The organism is Thioclava sediminum, assembly GCF_002020355.1.
GTDB lineage: Bacteria > Pseudomonadota > Alphaproteobacteria > Rhodobacterales > Rhodobacteraceae > Thioclava > Thioclava sediminum.
In genome coordinates this window covers 183,097-199,402 of the sequence record NZ_MPZV01000004.1, presented here as the reverse complement: position 1 = coordinate 199,402, position 16,306 = coordinate 183,097, and the positions used below count along the sequence as shown (strand labels likewise).

At 64.1% G+C, this 16,306-nt stretch carries 14 protein-coding genes; 2 read left to right on the top strand and 12 right to left on the bottom strand.

All coding sequences use genetic code 11. The features are described 5' to 3' along the window. The first annotated feature begins 53 nt into the window (after nucleotides 1–53). Both BMI91_RS16245 and BMI91_RS20375 read left to right on the top strand, forming a co-directional pair. Nucleotides 54–923 carry a MurR/RpiR family transcriptional regulator gene (locus BMI91_RS16245; protein ID WP_078606076.1) on the top strand — a complete coding sequence of 290 codons (870 nt, stop codon included), beginning with the start codon at nucleotides 54–56 and terminating at the stop codon, nucleotides 921–923. Nucleotides 924–1,092: 169 nt separating this feature from the next. Beyond that, entirely contained in the window at nucleotides 1,093–1,338 is a 246-nt protein-coding gene (locus BMI91_RS20375; protein WP_425274943.1) for a DUF6538 domain-containing protein, read from the top strand. Nucleotides 1,339–1,704: 366 nt separating this feature from the next. On the opposite strand, the gene BMI91_RS16240 is transcribed toward BMI91_RS20375, so the two are convergent. The 12 genes from BMI91_RS16240 to BMI91_RS16185 form a co-directional block, all read right to left on the bottom strand. Continuing rightward, nucleotides 1,705–2,643 (bottom strand): sugar kinase, encoded by a 939-nt coding sequence (locus tag BMI91_RS16240; protein WP_078605905.1) that lies wholly within the window; start codon nucleotides 2,641–2,643, stop codon nucleotides 1,705–1,707. Next, nucleotides 2,640–4,730: an FAD-dependent oxidoreductase gene (locus BMI91_RS16235; RefSeq protein WP_078605904.1), complete on the bottom strand. Its 2,091-nt coding sequence runs from the start codon at nucleotides 4,728–4,730 to the stop codon at nucleotides 2,640–2,642. Before BMI91_RS16235 ends, BMI91_RS16240 begins: the two co-directional genes overlap by 4 nt. A gap of 24 nt (nucleotides 4,731–4,754) precedes the next feature. Further along, on the bottom strand, nucleotides 4,755–5,924 hold the full coding sequence (locus BMI91_RS16230) for a Gfo/Idh/MocA family protein (RefSeq protein ID WP_078605903.1): 1,170 nt from the start codon (nucleotides 5,922–5,924) through the stop codon (nucleotides 4,755–4,757). Between the two features lie 93 nt (nucleotides 5,925–6,017). Next, complete coding sequence (locus tag BMI91_RS16225) at nucleotides 6,018–7,043, bottom strand: LacI family DNA-binding transcriptional regulator (RefSeq protein ID WP_078605902.1); 1,026 nt, start codon at nucleotides 7,041–7,043, stop codon at nucleotides 6,018–6,020. Between the two features lies 1 nt (nucleotide 7,044). Further along, nucleotides 7,045–7,377, bottom strand: a complete 333-nt coding sequence (locus BMI91_RS16220; protein WP_093477220.1) for a Dabb family protein — start codon at nucleotides 7,375–7,377, stop codon at nucleotides 7,045–7,047. A gap of 1 nt (nucleotide 7,378) precedes the next feature. Continuing rightward, nucleotides 7,379–8,965, bottom strand: a complete 1,587-nt coding sequence (locus BMI91_RS16215) for a GMC family oxidoreductase (RefSeq protein ID WP_078605900.1) — start codon at nucleotides 8,963–8,965, stop codon at nucleotides 7,379–7,381. A 43-nt stretch (nucleotides 8,966–9,008) separates the two neighbouring features. After that, nucleotides 9,009–10,508: an FAD-dependent oxidoreductase gene (locus tag BMI91_RS16210; RefSeq protein ID WP_078605899.1), complete on the bottom strand. Its 1,500-nt coding sequence runs from the start codon at nucleotides 10,506–10,508 to the stop codon at nucleotides 9,009–9,011. After that, nucleotides 10,505–11,617 carry an ABC transporter ATP-binding protein gene (locus BMI91_RS16205; RefSeq protein ID WP_078605898.1) on the bottom strand — a complete coding sequence of 371 codons (1,113 nt, stop codon included), beginning with the start codon at nucleotides 11,615–11,617 and terminating at the stop codon, nucleotides 10,505–10,507. Before BMI91_RS16205 ends, BMI91_RS16210 begins: the two co-directional genes overlap by 4 nt. A 5-nt stretch (nucleotides 11,618–11,622) precedes the next feature. Beyond that, nucleotides 11,623–12,507 (bottom strand): carbohydrate ABC transporter permease, encoded by an 885-nt coding sequence (locus BMI91_RS16200; protein WP_078522164.1) that lies wholly within the window; start codon nucleotides 12,505–12,507, stop codon nucleotides 11,623–11,625. Further along, nucleotides 12,507–13,400, bottom strand: a complete 894-nt coding sequence (locus tag BMI91_RS16195; RefSeq protein WP_078522163.1) for a carbohydrate ABC transporter permease — start codon at nucleotides 13,398–13,400, stop codon at nucleotides 12,507–12,509. Before BMI91_RS16195 ends, BMI91_RS16200 begins: the two co-directional genes overlap by 1 nt. A gap of 73 nt (nucleotides 13,401–13,473) precedes the next feature. Beyond that, the gene (locus BMI91_RS16190) at nucleotides 13,474–14,724 is read right to left on the bottom strand and encodes an ABC transporter substrate-binding protein (RefSeq protein ID WP_078605897.1); all 1,251 of its coding nucleotides are present in this window, start codon (nucleotides 14,722–14,724) and stop codon (nucleotides 13,474–13,476) included. 55 nt (nucleotides 14,725–14,779) lie between these two features. Beyond that, nucleotides 14,780–16,306: an aldehyde dehydrogenase family protein gene (locus BMI91_RS16185; RefSeq protein WP_078605896.1), complete on the bottom strand. Its 1,527-nt coding sequence runs from the start codon at nucleotides 16,304–16,306 to the stop codon at nucleotides 14,780–14,782.

Here is a 16,306-nt window from a genome sequence, read left to right as displayed (position 1 = left end):
AAGAAAATTCTGTTACAATCATTTCTAACTTGATTCGCACGGGGGTGCCCGATTTGTCAGCAGCGACGCAAAGCATCGAAGACAGGCTCCGGACGGGCATCGAAGAGATGACCCGAACCGAGAAACAACTCGCCGGACATATCCTGCGCCACTATCCGATGGCGCTTCTGGGATCTGTCGCGCAGCTGGCGCGGGCCGCCGAAGTGTCCTCTCCCACCGTGGTGCGATTGGCGCAGAAGATGGGCTATGGCGGCTATCCGGGGCTGCAGCAGGCGGTGCGCGACGAGTTGGAGGCGCAGCTTGTCTCGCCGCTGGTCAAACACGATCGCTGGGCAGGGGATGCGCCCGACACCCATATGATCAACCGCTTCGCCGATACGGTTCTGGGCAATCTGCAGGCGACGCTGAAACAGATCGACCATGCCGAGTTCGACGCCACCGCCGCGCTGATGGCCGACCCGAAGCGCCGCATCTTCGCGACCGGGGGCCGGGTCACCGGCCCGATCGCGGCCTATTTCGTGGCGCATATGAAGGTGATCCGCCCCGGGGTCGAACTGCTCGAACCGCTCTCGAACAGCTGGCCGCCCGCGCTTCTCGAGATGCAGAAGGGCGACGTGCTGCTGGTTTTCGACATTCGCCGCTACGAATCGAGCGTGCTGCAACTGGTCGAGATGGCGGTCGAGCAGGGCGCGGAAGTCGTGCTGATCACCGACCCATGGGTCTCGCCCGCCGCGACCCATGCACGCTATCGCTTCTCGGCGCAGATCGAAGCGCCCTCGGCCTGGGATTCGACGGTCGCGATTCAGGTTCTGGTCGAAACGCTCATGGCCGCGATCCAGTCGCTGACTTGGGAAGAAACCTCGGCCCGCATGGCGCGGCTGGAGGCCCTTTATGACCGTGCGCGCTTTTTCCGCAGGAAATAAGGCCCAGCGCGCGCGCCTGCGCGAAAAAGCTCAGCCCGGATGAGTTGCGCGACTTTTTGAGTAATGGTGCCCAGGAGATGCTGCCTCGAGGGAGAAAGCAATTTTCTCTCGGGCGTCGGAAGCTCCTGGTTTCTTTGGAGAAATTTCTCCACCCAACTGCGGGTGGAATTTGCGAGAACTCCACCCGGGTGGGGCAACGGGCAAGACCTACTACTTCCGCATGCGCGTCCCGAATGAGTTTACGGACGTCGAACCCCTCCGTGAGATTAACAGGTCTCTTAAGACGAGGGACTCATCAAGGCCGAGCCACGCTGTGCCATCGTCAGGCTTGCTCTCTTCACCGAGTGGAGGGCGCGTCGCGCCGGGCGTGCCGCAGATACACGAGCTATGTTCGACGCCTAGGTCAACATACTGAAGGCCTGGGGCATGAGCTTCAGCCCGATGGCAGACCTGATTACGGGACCTCTCAGCGACCTCCATTCCCGAATCGAGGCCATTGCCAATGTGGATCCTCTGTCGCCCGCAGTCCCGGCAGCACGCGGAGCCATAGGCCTCCCCGACCTGTCTCTCTATGAGAGCCAAAGGCATGCCCATCCTGAAGGCGAATGAGGTTCGTGCGAAGAACACACGTCAACGCTTACCTATTTTCGGATGCCAGAGTGGTTTGGCGTGGGTGGAAGACCCGCGCCCGACACGGCAGCCTGACAGGTTTGAAGCGTCACGGCGCGGCGGAATGACGACCACCGCATAGGCATGAGGTCACGCGATGGACCGAACCCGCCTATTTCAGCGATGCCGCGAGGGCGCGTGCTGCGTCCTTGCCCAGCCGCGCGCCTGGCTCGCCCAAGACCGCGCCGCCGACTGTCTGCCCCATGCCGATCGCCTGTTCGACCGAATGCCCAAGAAGACGGGAGGCAAGATAGCCCGCATTGAACGCATCGCCCGCGCCGGTGGTATCGCGCAACTCTGTCAGAACCGGGGTGTCGCGCCGACCAGTGTGGCCCTCGGCATGATACCAGACGGGTTGCGCGCCATCCTTCACGGCGATCTCAGCAACCCCCTGCCCACTCAATCGCTCCAAGGTCTGTTCCGGCGTCGCATCGCCCCACAAGGCAGCCTCGTCGTCAAAGCTCGGCAGCGCGATATCGGTATGGTCGAGCATGCGCAGACACGTGTCACGCGCCTCCTCCGGCGATTGCCAGAGCCGTGGCCGATAGTTCGGATCGAAGGAAATTCGCGCGCCTTCGCTGCGCGCTTTGGCAATCGCGTCGAACAGCGTCTCGCGCGCCTCCGGCAAGAGAATGGCAAGGGTGATGCCCGACACATGGACGAGATCCGCGCCGGACAAGGCGCGCCCGAGGGTATCGGGATCATCCGCGAGCCGACGCGCCGCAGAGAGCTGGCGCCAATAGTGAAAACTGCGCTCCGCCCCCTCGAGCTCGATCATGTAGAGCCCCATCTCGCGCTCGGCATCGCGCTGAACGGTGGAGATGTCCAAGCCATCCGCCTCCATCTCGGCGAGGAAACGACCGGACAGCTTATCCACGCCGATGCGCGTGACGAAGCCCGCCCGGGCACGCGCCCCAAGCAGTTGCGCCGCATGCCACAGCGTGTTGAACGTATCGCCCGCATAGCCAAGGCGGAACGTGCCGCCCTCGACCGGGGCGAGTTCCAGCATCGCTTCCCCGACGGCGACCATCTTCTTCGGGTTCTCACTCATTCGCGCAGGCCTTTCGCATCGAGGTCAAAGATGCGGCCGGTCAGCCAATCGGGCCAGTCCCGCTCGAAGAACGCGCGTGCGCTCTCGTCGAAGCGGCGGTTTTCGCGAGTGTCGATCTTCAAGTCTTCCCCCTCCAGACGGACGAGGATTTGCGTCTGCTTGTCGATGTCGCGCTCCGTCTTGAAGCGGAACGCGCTCAGATCCGTATCGCGCGCCATCGGGATCGCTTCTCCGTCATCGGAACAGATCGCGCGCGCGCCGCGGCTGCCACCGCCTTGCGAGATATACTGGTCGAGCGCAGCAAGAACAGCCTCGGAGGCAAGCGCCATCTGCTGCCACTGGATCGCGCGCCCGCCATCGCCCGCGCGCTCCGGGGCGATCCCGCCGCTGCGCAAACTCCGGTTCAACTGGCGCGCCGCTGCAAGCGCTTCGGCCACGTCCTCGCCGTTGCAGATCATCCCGGCATGGTCGCTCATCCGGGCCTGAACTTCGTCGCGGACCGACTTCACGGAATGCGCGCTGTCCGTGTTCAACCGTGCAAGCAGATCCGTCACCGCCGCCGTGAGGGCCTCCGATCCGACGGCATCCGGCGCATGCGCCGTGCGGCTTGCGCCGATATGCTCGCCAACGCGGGTGCCGAAGACCTGACCGGCATTCAGGGCCGATCCGCCCGGGCGCGTCACGCCATGCGTGCCCGCCGCCTCGCCCGCGGCATAGACACCGCGCAGGTTGGAACGTCCCCAGGGATCGACCGCGATCCCGCCATTCATATGTTGGTTGTTCACCGCGAATTCGAGCGGCGCGGCGGCGATGTCGACCTTGTAGCGGCGGTACAGTTCGATCGCGAGCGGGTTCATGTGGCGCAGCCGATCGATCGGCAACTCCTGATCCGCGCCGGCCGTGCCCAGATAGGTCCGCACATCCTCGTCGAGGCGGTTAAGATCGAAGGGCTGATCCCCGGGCACCGGAAGCGGATTGCGGTTGAAGTCCATGAAGACCCGGCGCCCCGCAGCGCTCTCGCGCCAGACCGCCAGATCGACGAGGCTCGACGCGAAATCCAGCATCCGCGTCGCGTGGAACGGCCATTGATAGCCCTTGCGGAACACGTTGGAGGCCAGCTCCTGCGTCGTTCGGTAATATTGCGCGAGGAAATGATGCTCGCGCCCTTCGGCATCGACCGAATAGATATGCGGCAGCGACTGCACGTAAGTCCCCGAAAGGTTCCACGGGAACCCCTCGCGGCGCGTCCCGATGCCGAACTGGCTCTCGGTGAGGTTGACCAGTTCGATCCCCGCTTCGAGCGCGAGACCCAGCGTTCCGAAACAGCCATTGGGATAGACGCTGTCGCGATAGAGCTCGCCCGGCCCGCCCGCCGCCAGCACGACATTCGGCGCGGCAAACAGCACGAGACCGTAGGGATTGGCCTCGCTGCGGTCGGATTTGCGGAAGGCCAGCGCGCCGGTGACTCGGCGGCCATCGCCCTCGCCTTCGGTGAGCAGTTGCACGACCGTCGTGTGGTTGAAGATCGGCACATGGAGCCGCAGCGCCTCTTCCGCCAGCACCTTGACCATCAGCCGCGAGGTTCGGGGGCCGCAGCTTGTGGCGCGCCCGGTCTCGTCATGGTCGGTCTTGTAGCGCAGCGTCGCGCCGAACCGGTCCTGCGGCAGCGGCAGGCCGAGATATTGCAGCGAGGCCATCATGCGCGGCGAGCCGACCGCCTCGATATAGGCCGTGTCCTCGTCCATCGCGCCGCCAGCCCGGATCGCCCGCGCCATCGCCTGGAAATCATCCCCGTGATCGGCGGTATTCGCGGTGTGTAGCGTCTGCTTGTCGGAGCCCGAGCAGGCGGAGGTCCCGCCCCAGGCGCTCTGGCTCGCGACGATCACCTCGCCGCCGCGCCGCTTGAGTTCGACGGCGGCGCGCAGACCCGCGGCCCCGCTGCCGACGACGAGACAGCCGGTGCGATAGACCGGCAGGGTGAGGCCCGCGATCTCGAGCATCTCCGGGACCGCCTCGTCGGCCCGCAGCCGCGGCATCTCGATATCGGTCAGGGCGTCTAGGATTTCCTGAGGGATTGCACTGTCCATGTCTTGGCTCCGTTTGCGGTCCGGTCAGCTTTGCGGAATATCGACCCAGGCGCGTTGCCGGGACGAGCTCATGCAGGCGTCGACGATCTGGGTGATGTGATGGCCTGTCTCGAAGGTCGGCCACATCTCCTTGCCGGAGACGATGGAGCGGATGACCTCCGCCGCTTCGATGATCTTGGTCTCGTTATAGCCGAGCGCGAAATTCGGCAGCGGCAGGAAGGCCGCGTAGGTCGGATGCTCGGGCCCGACATCGATCTCGCGGTAGCCGCGGCGCCCAATCGGATCGGCATTGGTGTAGAAGCGCAGCCGGTTCACCTCGTCGAACGTATAGGCGAGGCTGCCTTTCGTGCCGTAGATCTCATAGGTCTGCATGAACTTGCGCCCGGTCGCGACACGGCTGAAATCCACGATCCCGTTGGCACCGTTCTCGAACATGCACAGTATCTGGCTCGCGTCGGGATTGGTGATGTCGGCCCATTCCTCGCTGCCGGTCAGCTCCGCCGTCTCGCCGAGCCCCAGCCCTTCGATCTTGGGACGGCGCGGCGTGACGATGATGTTGTTGGCAATCAGAGACGAGACGCGACCGACGAGGAATTCCATGAAGCTGAAGACGTGGCTGCCGGTATCCCCGACGATCCCGGTCGGCGCGAGCGACCCGTCGGCGCGCCACATGTAGGGCACCATCGGGTCGCCATACATGTCGACATGCTGGCACCCTTTGAACATCGTTATCTCGCCGATCTCGCCCGCATCGATGATCTCCTTTGCGAGATCATGGACGGGGTTGCGCGGAAAGCCGTGACCGACGCGGGTGATCAGGCCGCGCGCCTTCGCGATATCGGCAAGCTCGCGCGCCTCTTCGGCGGACTCGGCAAGGGGCTTTTCGCAAAAGACATGCTTGCCTGCTTCGAGCGCGGCTTTCGCAACCTCGTAATGCAGGTTGTCGGGCAGGCAGATATCTACGAGATCGACCTCGGGATCGGCGATAACCTCGCGCCAGTCCTGAACGATCCGCGCACCGGGCACCCGCGCGGCAAGTTCCTGCGCCCGCGCAGGATTACGATCGACGAGGGTGACGACGCGCGCCGTGCCTCCCTCGGTCCCGAAGAAATGCGGAAAGGTCTGGTAGGCCATCGTATGGACTTTGCCCATCCACCCCGAAGCGCCGAGCACGGCAACGCGGATCTCTGTCATTTGAACACTCCTCTCCTGTTCGCGCCGGTGTCTCTCCGCGCGGTCTCGTCTCTGTTTCGTCCGAACGGGCGGGCCTCCCGTCTCCCTGTCGTCTCAGCCCGCAGGCGTCTCGCCACTCGATCCACGTATGGCCAGCGAGACCGGCGTGCGGATTTCCGGCGCCGGCACCTTGTCGTTCTCGAGCCAGGCCAGGATCGTTTCGGCGACAAGCTTCCCGAAGCCGTCAATGTCGCAGCGCACCGAGCTGAGCGGGGGCCAGGAATGGGCCGCCTCCTCGATGTCATCGAAGCCCACAATGCGCAGATCGCGGCCGACGTTGCGCCCGATCTCGGCGCAGCCCGAAATCATCCCGAGCGCGACCTGATCGTTGAAGCAGACCGCGCCATCCACTTCCGGATGGTCGTCCGCCAACGCGTGCGCCGCCTGCCTGCCGAAAGCGCGGCTCGCGCTGCCGGTCAGAACATGGGGCTCGAGCCCGGCCATCTCGATCGCACTCAGATACCCCGCCATGCGTTCCTGCGTGACGGCCCGGCCTTCCAGACCGCCCACGAAAGCGATCCGCTTCGCGCCTTGTTCGAGGAGATGCTCGGTCGCGATGCGCGTCCCGTTTGGATAGTCCGGCGCGGCGAAGGGAAAAAGCTCGGTCCGCATCTCGACTTTGCGCAGCACCTGCATCGCCGGAATGCCCGCCCGCTGAAGCGCCTCGAAGCTCAGCGCCTCGTCGCCATAGGCGGGCGAGAGGATCATCGCGGAGACGCCGTGCTCGATCATCGCCTCGACCACCTGCGCCTGCAGCTGCGGGTCTTCGTCGGTATTGGCCACGACCGCCGCATAGCCGCGGCTCGACAACGCCATTTGAACGGATGTCGCGAATTCGGTGAAGAACGGGTTGCGCAGGTCGTTGATCACGAGACCGACAAGCCCTGCCCCGGCGCTGCGCAGATTGGCCGCCGCCCGGTTATAGACATAGCCGATCTCGGTCATCGCAGCCTGCACCTGCTCGCGCGTTTTCTGCTTCACCAGAGGGCTGTTCTGGATCACGAGGCTGACGGTCGATTTCGAGACCCCGGCCTTGCGGGCCACGTCGATGATCGTCGGTCTGCGGTCGCTCGGCGCCATGTCACGCCCCCTGCGGCTGTGCCGCGATCTCAAGGTCGAAGACGAGGATGCCGTCGATCCCGCCTTGGGCGTTGGCCACGAGCTTCGCACCGAGCGCCCGGTGATCGGGATGTTCCTGATAGGCGGCGAGCGCCTCCCAGTCGCGGAAATCGACCGTGAAGCCGTGCATGTAACCGCGCTCGATCTTCTCGGGGCTCTCGGAGCGGCCCGCGCAGATCGCGCCAAGCCCGTCCACCTTGCCCTCGATCGCATGCAGCTCCTGCCAGAGCGGCGCGATCTCTTCCTCGCTCAGCTCGGATTTGAATTTGACGAGAACAATGTGGCGCACTGTCATGTCAGCCTCCATGTGCCGCGCGGATCATATCGGCGGCTTTCTCGCCGATCATGATCGCCGCGGCGTTGGTGTTGGACGAGATCACACGTGGCATAATCGAGTTGTCGACGACGCGCAGCCCCTCGATCCCGTTGAACCGCAATGTCGGGTCTACGACAGCTCCCGGATCGGCGCCCATGCGACATGTCCCCGCGCAGTGATGCGACGTTTTCGAATGGGTGCAGATGAAATCGAAGTAATCCTCATCGGTTCGGACGTCAGGCCCCGGAAGACGCTCGGCGAGGATATATTTGCGCAGAGCCGATTGCGACAGGATTTCCTGCGTCAGCTTCAGCCCCCGGATCGACATTTCGCGATCGAGCGGATCCTGCAGGTAGTTCGGATCGATCAGCGGCGCCTTCGCCGGATCGTCGCTTCGCAGGCGGACGCTGCCGCGCGAGCGCGGGCGCAGGTAACAGGAATTGAGCGTGATACCGCCCTGCGGCATCGAGACGACGCCGTGTTCGATACCGGTCCCGAGCCCGAGGTGAAACTGCAGATCCGGGGACCGCGCCTCGGGATCGGCATACCAGAAGCCACCGGTTTCAAACAAAGACGACGCCACCGGCCCCTTGCGTCCGAACAGATACTGCAGCCCCGCCAGCGCCGCCCAATGCGGTTTCGCATAACGGTCGTAGCTATAGGGGCCCGAGAGTTCGCTGATGCAATAAAGGTCGAGGTGATCCTGCAGATTGGACCCCACCTCCGGCTGGTCGAAGACGACATCGATCCCGAGCGAGGCCAGCTCATCCGCCGGCCCGATCCCCGACAGCTGCAGCAGCCGCGGCGAGCCGATCGCCCCGGAGCAGAGCAGCACTTCGCTTTCCGCCCGAAGCCGCGTGCCATCGACAAGCTCGACCCCGGTGGCGCGGCCATTCTCGACCACGATCCGGCGCACCTGAGCACCCAGCTTCACCGTGAGGTTCTCGCGGTGACGATTGGGCGCGACATAGGCCATCGCGGCCGAGGAGCGGCGCACATTTCGCTGAGTCAGCTGGTAATAGGCGACCCCGTCCTGCTTCTCGCCGTTCACGTCGTAATTTCGCGGAATGCCAAGCTCGGCGGCCGCTTCGAAATAGGCCTCGCAGACCGGCAGGGGCGCACGCGGATCGCTCACGCCGAGCGGGCCGCCCTTGCCGTGATACCGGTTCTCGAGGCTCGCGTTATCCTCGGCCTTGCGGAAATAGGGCAGCACGTCCTCATAGCCCCAGCCGGTGCATCCCATCTGACGCCATTCGTCGTAATCGCGCGCATTGCCACGGGTATAGACCTGCGCGTTGATCGCGGAGCCGCCGCCGATCACCTTGGCCTGCGTGTAGCGAAAGACCTTGTTCTGCATGTGGCGCTGCGGAACCGTGTCCCAACCCCAGCTGCCGATGCCCTTGGTCATCTTCGCGAAGCCCGCGGGCAGATGATAGAACGGGTGGCGATCGCTGCCGCCCGCCTCGAGCAGCAACACGTCAGCCGACGGGTCCTCGGAGAGACGCCCGGCCAGCACCGAGCCCGCCGAACCACCGCCGATAATGATGAAATCGTAAGTCGTCTTCATGCTGGCCTCCTTTGGCCAAGTCTCTCGCCGCAGCCCGGGTGGCTCAGGCGGCAAGCTCTGTCTGTGCGATATGCTCGGCTGCGCGCAGGGCGAGCGCCGCGACGGTAAGGGCGGGGTTCACGGCAGCCGAGGTCGGCAGGACGGACGCATCGGCGATGAACAGGTTCGGGTGATCATGGCTGCGGCAGAACGTATCGACGACGCTCGACGCCGGATCGTTACCCATCCGCGCCGTCCCGCACTGATGCGACGGGGTCTGCCGGTCGAACGGCCGCGCGAGCACGATCGGATAGCCCGCAGCGCGCAGCTTCCGGCGCAGCATGGCGACGAGTTCGAGATGGGCCTCCCAGTTGGAGCGCTTCCAGTCGAGCCGGATCTTGCCGTCCTTCAGCGTCACGCGACTCTCGGGATTGGGCAGGTCTTCGGACATCGCGTAAAGATCGACCGAGCGGTTGGCGATCCAGCTCGCCACCGGTCGCGGCAGCGGCGAGGCCGAGGCGAGGATCGGACCGGAGATTTTGCCGAGCAGCTGGATATTGCCCAGCGGCGCGCCGTTCGCCCCGCCCGACAGATAGAAATCGTTGATCGCCAGCGTTTTCTGATAGACCGCCCGGTTCCGGCGCAGCGGGTGCAGCGCCAGAACGGCCGAGCAGTTGTGGTTCATGAAATTGCGCCCGACCTGATCGGAACCGTTCGCCAGCCCGGTCGGATGGCGCTCATTCGCAGAGGCCAGCAAGAGGGCCGCGCTTTGCACTGCCCCGGCGGCGAGCACCACGACCGACGCCGTGAGTGTCTGCGTCTGCCCATCTTTCTCGATCTCGACCCCGCTGATGCGGTTCTCGTCGTCCACGATCAGACGCTGCGCCCGCGCGCCCGTCATCAGCTCCACATTCGGGGATTTCAGCGCCGTCGCCAGACCGACGCTTTCGGCATCCATCTTGCCGCCGCAGGTATCGGGGAACGCATCCCAAGGCGTCTGCCCATGCGTGAGCCAGCGGTCGATATCGACCCCGAGCGGCAGGGAGGACGGATGCAGCCCGACCGATTTCAACCGCCGCCGGAGCGCCTTGATATCGGGCTCGTCCGGGACCGGCGCATGGGTGTAGAGACCGGAATGACGCGGCTCCGTCGGGTCCTCTCCAAGCTGACCGCGCACCTGATAGAGCGCCTCGGCCTTCTGGTAAAACGGCTCGATCTCGTCATAGGCGATTGGCCAGCCCGGCGTGGTCCCGCCCTGATGCGCGACGGGCGAGAAATCCGCCTTGCGGTAGCGCATCAGAACCGCGCCGTAGAATTTCGAATTGCCGCCGACATTGTAGTAATTGCCGGGGTTGAACGGCACGTCATCGCCATCGAGCCAGGTTTCCTCGGGGCGGTAATGACCGCGCGCGAAAATCGCGTCCGGGTCGCGCGCGTCCGGCGTGTCGGGCAGGCGTTCGCCACGCTCGAGCACCAGCACGCGCCGCCCCGTCCGGGCCAGTGCCGCCGCCGTGGTCGCACCGCCCATGCCCGAGCCGATGATGATGACGTCGGCATCGCTCATGGCTGGATGCGCTCCTCCGTCTTGGGATCGAAGGCCACCGCCTTGTCCATGTTGACGGCGAAATCGAAGATCTCGCCCGCCCGCACGGTCACATCGGCCCGCATCCGGGCGATGGCGTCGCGCCCGCCCAGCGTCATCGTCACGAAAGTATCGGACCCGGCAGGTTCGGTGACACCGATATGGTTGCGCAGCGATGCGATATGGGCGGCGTTGCGATCGGCCCCCTCCGGATCGGTGATCGTCTCCGGCCGAATCCCGAGAAGGATTTCGCGCCCGTCCCACGCGGCGAGATTGGCTTGCGGAAAGCGGAGCAGTTGCTCCACCCCGTCATGGCCCGTCACGGCCGCATGGGGCGCACCGTCCTTCACCACGATCCGCGACGGGAACACGTTCATCGCGGGGCTGCCCATGAAGGTCGCCACGAAGACATTCGACGGCGTGTCGTAGATTTCCTTCGGCGTGCCGAGCTGCTGCACATAGCCCTTGTTCATCACCGCGATCCGGGTCGAGAGCGTCATCGCCTCGATCTGGTCGTGGGTCACGTAGACGATCGTGGTGCCAAGGCTCTGGTGCAGCTTCTTGATCTCGGTGCGCATATCGACGCGCAGTTTTGCGTCGAGGTTCGACAGCGGCTCGTCGAACAGGAACACATCCGGGTCACGCACCAGAGCACGGCCCATTGCGACGCGCTGACGCTGACCGCCCGAAAGCTGCCCCGGTTTGCGCGAGAGCAGATTGTCGATCTGCAGCATCTCCGCCACCCGGTTCATCGCGTCCTCGCGTTCGGGCTTGGGTGTGCCATGCATCTCGAGACCGAAAGTGATGTTCTGGCCGACGGTCATGTTCGGGTAGAGCGCGTAGGACTGGAACACCATCGCGATGTTGCGCTTCGACGGGTGCACACCGTTCATCGTGCGCCCCTTGATCGAAATCTCGCCGGAGGTGATCCCTTCCAGCCCCGCGATCATGCTCAGAAGCGTGGACTTGCCGCAGCCGGACGGGCCGACCAGCACGAGGAATTCACCTTCATCGACCGAGATGTCGACGCTGTGTAGCACTTCGACCGCGCCGTAGGACTTGGTGACGTTTGAAATATCGAGGAGACCCATTGGCATTACCCCTTGACTGAGCCCGCCATCAGGCCGCGCACGAAGAAGCGCCCCGAGACGATGTAGACGATGAGAGTGGGCAGCGCCGCAAGGATCGCACCCGCGAAGTGAACGTTGTAGGCCTTCACGCCGGTCGAGCTTTGAACGAGGTTGTTCAAGGCGACGGTCATCGGCTGGCTGGCCTGCCCGGCGAAGGACGACCCGAACAGGAAGTCGTTCCAGATATTGGTGAACTGCCAGATGATCGTGACCACGATGATCGGCCCCGACAGCGGCAGCAGGATGCGGTAGAAGATCCGGAAGAACCCGGCCCCGTCGATCTGCGCCGCGCGCACCAGCTCGGTCGGGAAGGCCGAGTAGTAGTTGCGGAAATAAAGCGTCGTGAAGCCGAGCCCGTAGACGACGTGGACGAGGATCAGCCCCGGCACCGAGCCTGCGAGCCCGATCATGCCCAGCACCCGCGCCATCGGGATCAGCACGATCTGGAACGGAATGAAGCACGAAAACAGCAGCATCCCGAAAAGGATCGTGTCGCCGCGGAACCGCCACTTGGTCAGCACGTAGCCGTTGAGCGCGCCCATGATGGTCGAGATCGCCACCGCCGGAACCACGATCAGGATCGAGTTGATGAAGTAGGGGCGCAGGCCGGTCGGCTGAACGCCGATCTGGGCCGAGGACCAGGCTTCGCGCCAAGGCTCGAAGGTCCAGACATTGGGCAGCGCCATCATGTTGCCGCCCGTGATCTCGCTCAGAGGTTTGACCGAGTTGATCAGCATCACCGCGAGCGGCAGCAGGTAGAACAGCGCGAACAGCAGCAGGAAGAGATAGATGAAGGTGCGGGTCACGCGATTTGTGCGGATCGCGACCCCGGTATCGACGGCGCCGGACATTACTTCGGCTCCTTCAGTTCAGCGTAGAGATAGGGGATCATGATCGCGGCGATGGTCATCAGCATGATAACCGCCGACGCTGCGCCCACGCCCATCTCGTTGCGGGTGAAAGTGTAGGAATACATGAAGGTCGCGGGCAGTTCGGTTGCCCGGCCCGGGCCGCCACCGGTCAGCGCGATGACGAGGTCATAGGATTTGACCGCGAGGTGCGCGAGGATGACAAAGGCCGACAGGAACGCGGGCCGAAGCTGCGGAATGATGATGCGGCGATAGAGGTTCCAGTTCGAGGCGCCATCCATCTGTGCCGCTTTCAGGATCTCGTTGTCGATGCCGCGCAGCCCGGCGAGGAACATCGCCATGACGAAGCCCGAGCTTTGCCAGACCGCGGCGATCACCACCGTGTAGATCGCCATGGACGAGCTCTTGATCCAACCGAAATGGAAGCTCTCCCATCCCCAGAGATGCAGGGTATGTTCGATGCCGATGCCCGGATCGAGAAGCCATTTCCACGCCGTGCCCGTCACGATGAACGAAAGCGCCATCGGATAGAGGAAGATCGGGCGCAACATCCCCTCGCCGCGGATTTTCTGATCCAGAAAGATCGCGAGGGTGAGGCCGATCGCGATACAAATCGCGATGTAGAGCGAGGCGAAGATCGCAAGGTTCTGCACCGCGATCGTCCAGGTCGGCAATTGGAAAAGCCGCCAGTAATTGTGCCAGCCGACAAGGTCGAAGCTCGGCAGGATCCGGCTGTTTGTGAACGACAGGTACCCGGTGAACACGATGAAGCCGTAGACGAAGATCAACATGGACGCGACAGAGGGCGCGAGGACGATCTTGGGAATCCATTCCTGAAGCCGGGTACGCAAGTCTGACTGGACCGGACGGGCCATTGCTCTCTCCTTTGGGGAAATGAGACGGATGGGTGAGGTTCGGGCCGGTCAGATCGACCGGCCCGAGGGCCTGTTACTGAGCCAGCGACACGGCCTTGACGAGTTCCTTGGCGGCGGTCTCGGCGTCATATTCGCCGTTGAAATTCGCCGTCACCACGTCATAGATCGCGTTCTTCACCGAAGCCGGGTCAGCATGGCCATGCGCCATCGAACCCAGCAGCGTGCCGTTCTCGCTCGCCGATTTCAGCTGAGCCATCGCCTTCTTGCCGCAGGCGTCGAACTCTTCGTCCGACACGTCCGTGCGCGAGGGAACAGAGCCTTTCACCGTGTTGAAGGCGATCTGGAACGAGGGCGACATCACGGCTTTCGCCATCGCGTCCTGCGCGGCCTGCGCATCCCCGCCGACCTTGAACATCGCGAACTGGTCGGAGTTGAAGGTCACATCGCCTGCGGTCCCCGGGGTGCGGAAGCAGCCGAAATCGACCTCGGCTTCTTTGCCGGCCCGCAGGAATTCACCCTTGGCCCAGTCGCCCATCATCTGGAAGGCGGCTTCGCCATTGATGACCATCGCGGTCGCGAGGTTCCAGTCGCGGCCCGAGAAGTTCGGGTCGACGAAGCTGTGAAGCTGCTCCATGCGCTTGAAGGATTCGACCATCTGCGGACCGCCGAGCGCTTCGGGATCGAGATCGACGAAGGCCTTCTTGTAGAACTCGGGGCCACCGACCGACAGCACGACGCCATCGAACATCGTGGCTTCCTGCCAGGGTTGGCCGCCCGCGGCGAGCGCGATCTTCCCGGAATCCTTCACCTTCTGCATCGCAGCGATGAACTCGTCCCAGGTCTTCGGCTCTTCGATGCCGAGATCGGCGAGCATCTTCTTGTTCGACCAGACCCAGTTGGTCGAGTGCACGTTCACCGGAACCGCGACCCAATGGCCGTCATATTTCGAGAACTTCTGCAGCGCCGCAGGCACCACGGCATCCCAGTTGCCATCGGCCGCGACCTTGTCGAGATCGGCCAGCGCGCCTTGCTGCGCCCAGTCCGAGATGTCGAAGCCGAGCATCTGAACCGCGGTCGGCGGATCACCCGAGGTGACACGCGCACGCAGCACGGTCATCGCGCTTTGGCCACCGCCACCTGCAACGGGCATGTCCTTCCAGCCGATGCCTTCTTTCTGCAGATCGTCCTTGAGAACGTTGAGCGCGGCTGCTTCGCCGCCCGAAGTCCACCAGTGAAGGACCTCCACATCCTCCGCCTGTGCCGAACCTGCGACGAGCGCCAGAACGCTCGCCATTTTCAGTGTCCGTCCGATGTAACTACGCATGATTTTCCTCCCTCTGCGTTGTCGTTACACTTCTCCTCCCGTGCGACCGATCAGGTCATTCGGGTCTTACCCAAGGCTCTCGCGTGCGACCGATGCGCATCACGAGCGTCTTGATCTCGAAGAACTCCTCGAGGCCGTAGCGTCCGATCTCTCTCCCTTGACCGGATTGCTTGACCCCGCCGAAGCTCAATTCCGGGAAACCGTCCATCCAGGTATTCGTCCAGACGGTCCCAGCGTGCGCCCGCGTCGAGAACTCGAGGCAGGTGTGGACGTTCTCGCTCCAAACGCCCGCAGACAAACCGTAGCTTGCATCATTCGTTAGCGCTACCGCTTCGTCCATCGTGCGGAAGGTCAGAACCGAAAGCACCGGTCCGAAGACCTCCTCGCGGGCGATCGCCATCTCGGGCGAGACGCCGCGCACGACGGTGGGTTGATAGAATTGCCCTTCGAGCCCCGGCACGGTCATCGGCCCGCCACCCAGCGCGATCTCTGCGCCTTCGGTGACGGCTGCGCGAACGTAATCGTCGATCTTGCCCTGATGCTGGACGGAAATGATCGCCCCGACCTGCGTGCGGGGATCGAGCGGGTCGCCGAAAGCCACGCGCTTCGACAGTTCCACCACGCGCTCGACCACCTCATCCACGATATCTTCATGGACGATGATCCGGCTGCTCGAGTTGCAGCATTGCCCGGTGTTGAAATAGACGCCGAAGGTAATCGCATCGGCTGCGCTCTCGATATCGGCATCTGGGAACACGACTTGCGGGTTCTTCCCGCCAAGCTCCAGCGCGACCTTCTTCAACGTGCTCGACGCGGCCGCCGAGATCGCCTTGCCGACCGCGGTCGAGCCGGTGAAGGTCACCATGTCCACGGCCTCATGCGTCGACATCAGGCCGCCCACGGCAGGCCCGTAACCCAGAACGATATTCACGACGCCCGCGGGCATCCCCGCCTCGAACAGCAGTTCCCCGAGCATCACCGTCGTCGACGGCGTCAGTTCGGACGGCTTGATGACCGTGGTGCAGCCGGCGGCGAGCGCGAAGGGCAGCTTCTGGCTCAGGATCCAGAACGGGAAATTCCAAGGCGTGATCATCGACACGACGCCGATCGGGTCTTTCACGACGACGCCGAGCATGTCCGGCCCCAGCGTGTTGTGGCTGTCCCCATGCATGGTGCGCGCCAACGAAGCCGCGTAGCGCCACAGATCGGCCGCGCCCGACACTTCGGCCCGCGACTGCGAGATCGGCTTGCCGCTTTCGAGCGTCTCCAGCAGTGCCATGCGCTCGACATTGCCCTCGATCAGATCGGCAACGCGCAGCAGGATCGTGGCGCGTTCCTTGCCCGAAATCCGGCTCCAGACGCCACTGTCGAACGCTTCGCGCGCCGCGACGATCGCGGCTTCCGCATCGGCTTCGGCGCCCAGCGCCGCGCGGCTCACGAGGCAGCCATGCGCCGGGGACATCCGATCGTAGGTCTCGCCAGAGGCACTGTCGCGCCACTCGCCTGCGATCAGGTGACGACAGATGAAGGGCTCTGCGGGGATCGCCGCGTCAACGGCGGAGATCAGGTTCAGCTCGGTCAT

What these genes read in the sequence shown, in the direction of transcription:
- BMI91_RS16240 (WP_078605905.1), bottom strand. Translation starts at nt 2,643, where the DNA reads ATGAGTGAGAACCCGAAGAAGATGGTCGCCGTCGGGGAAGCGATGCTG.
- BMI91_RS16235 (WP_078605904.1), bottom strand. Translation starts at nt 4,730, where the DNA reads ATGGACAGTGCAATCCCTCAGGAAATCCTAGACGCCCTGACCGATATC.
- BMI91_RS16230 (WP_078605903.1), bottom strand. Translation starts at nt 5,924, where the DNA reads ATGACAGAGATCCGCGTTGCCGTGCTCGGCGCTTCGGGGTGGATGGGC.
- BMI91_RS16225 (WP_078605902.1), bottom strand. Translation starts at nt 7,043, where the DNA reads ATGGCGCCGAGCGACCGCAGACCGACGATCATCGACGTGGCCCGCAAG.
- BMI91_RS16220 (WP_093477220.1), bottom strand. Translation starts at nt 7,377, where the DNA reads ATGACAGTGCGCCACATTGTTCTCGTCAAATTCAAATCCGAGCTGAGC.
- BMI91_RS16215 (WP_078605900.1), bottom strand. Translation starts at nt 8,965, where the DNA reads ATGAAGACGACTTACGATTTCATCATTATCGGCGGTGGTTCGGCGGGC.
- BMI91_RS16210 (WP_078605899.1), bottom strand. Translation starts at nt 10,508, where the DNA reads ATGAGCGATGCCGACGTCATCATCATCGGCTCGGGCATGGGCGGTGCG.
- BMI91_RS16205 (WP_078605898.1), bottom strand. Translation starts at nt 11,617, where the DNA reads ATGGGTCTCCTCGATATTTCAAACGTCACCAAGTCCTACGGCGCGGTC.
- BMI91_RS16200 (WP_078522164.1), bottom strand. Translation starts at nt 12,507, where the DNA reads ATGTCCGGCGCCGTCGATACCGGGGTCGCGATCCGCACAAATCGCGTG.
- BMI91_RS16195 (WP_078522163.1), bottom strand. Translation starts at nt 13,400, where the DNA reads ATGGCCCGTCCGGTCCAGTCAGACTTGCGTACCCGGCTTCAGGAATGG.
- BMI91_RS16190 (WP_078605897.1), bottom strand. Translation starts at nt 14,724, where the DNA reads ATGCGTAGTTACATCGGACGGACACTGAAAATGGCGAGCGTTCTGGCG.
- BMI91_RS16185 (WP_078605896.1), bottom strand. Translation starts at nt 16,306, where the DNA reads ATGACCGAGCTGAACCTGATCTCCGCCGTTGACGCGGCGATCCCCGCA.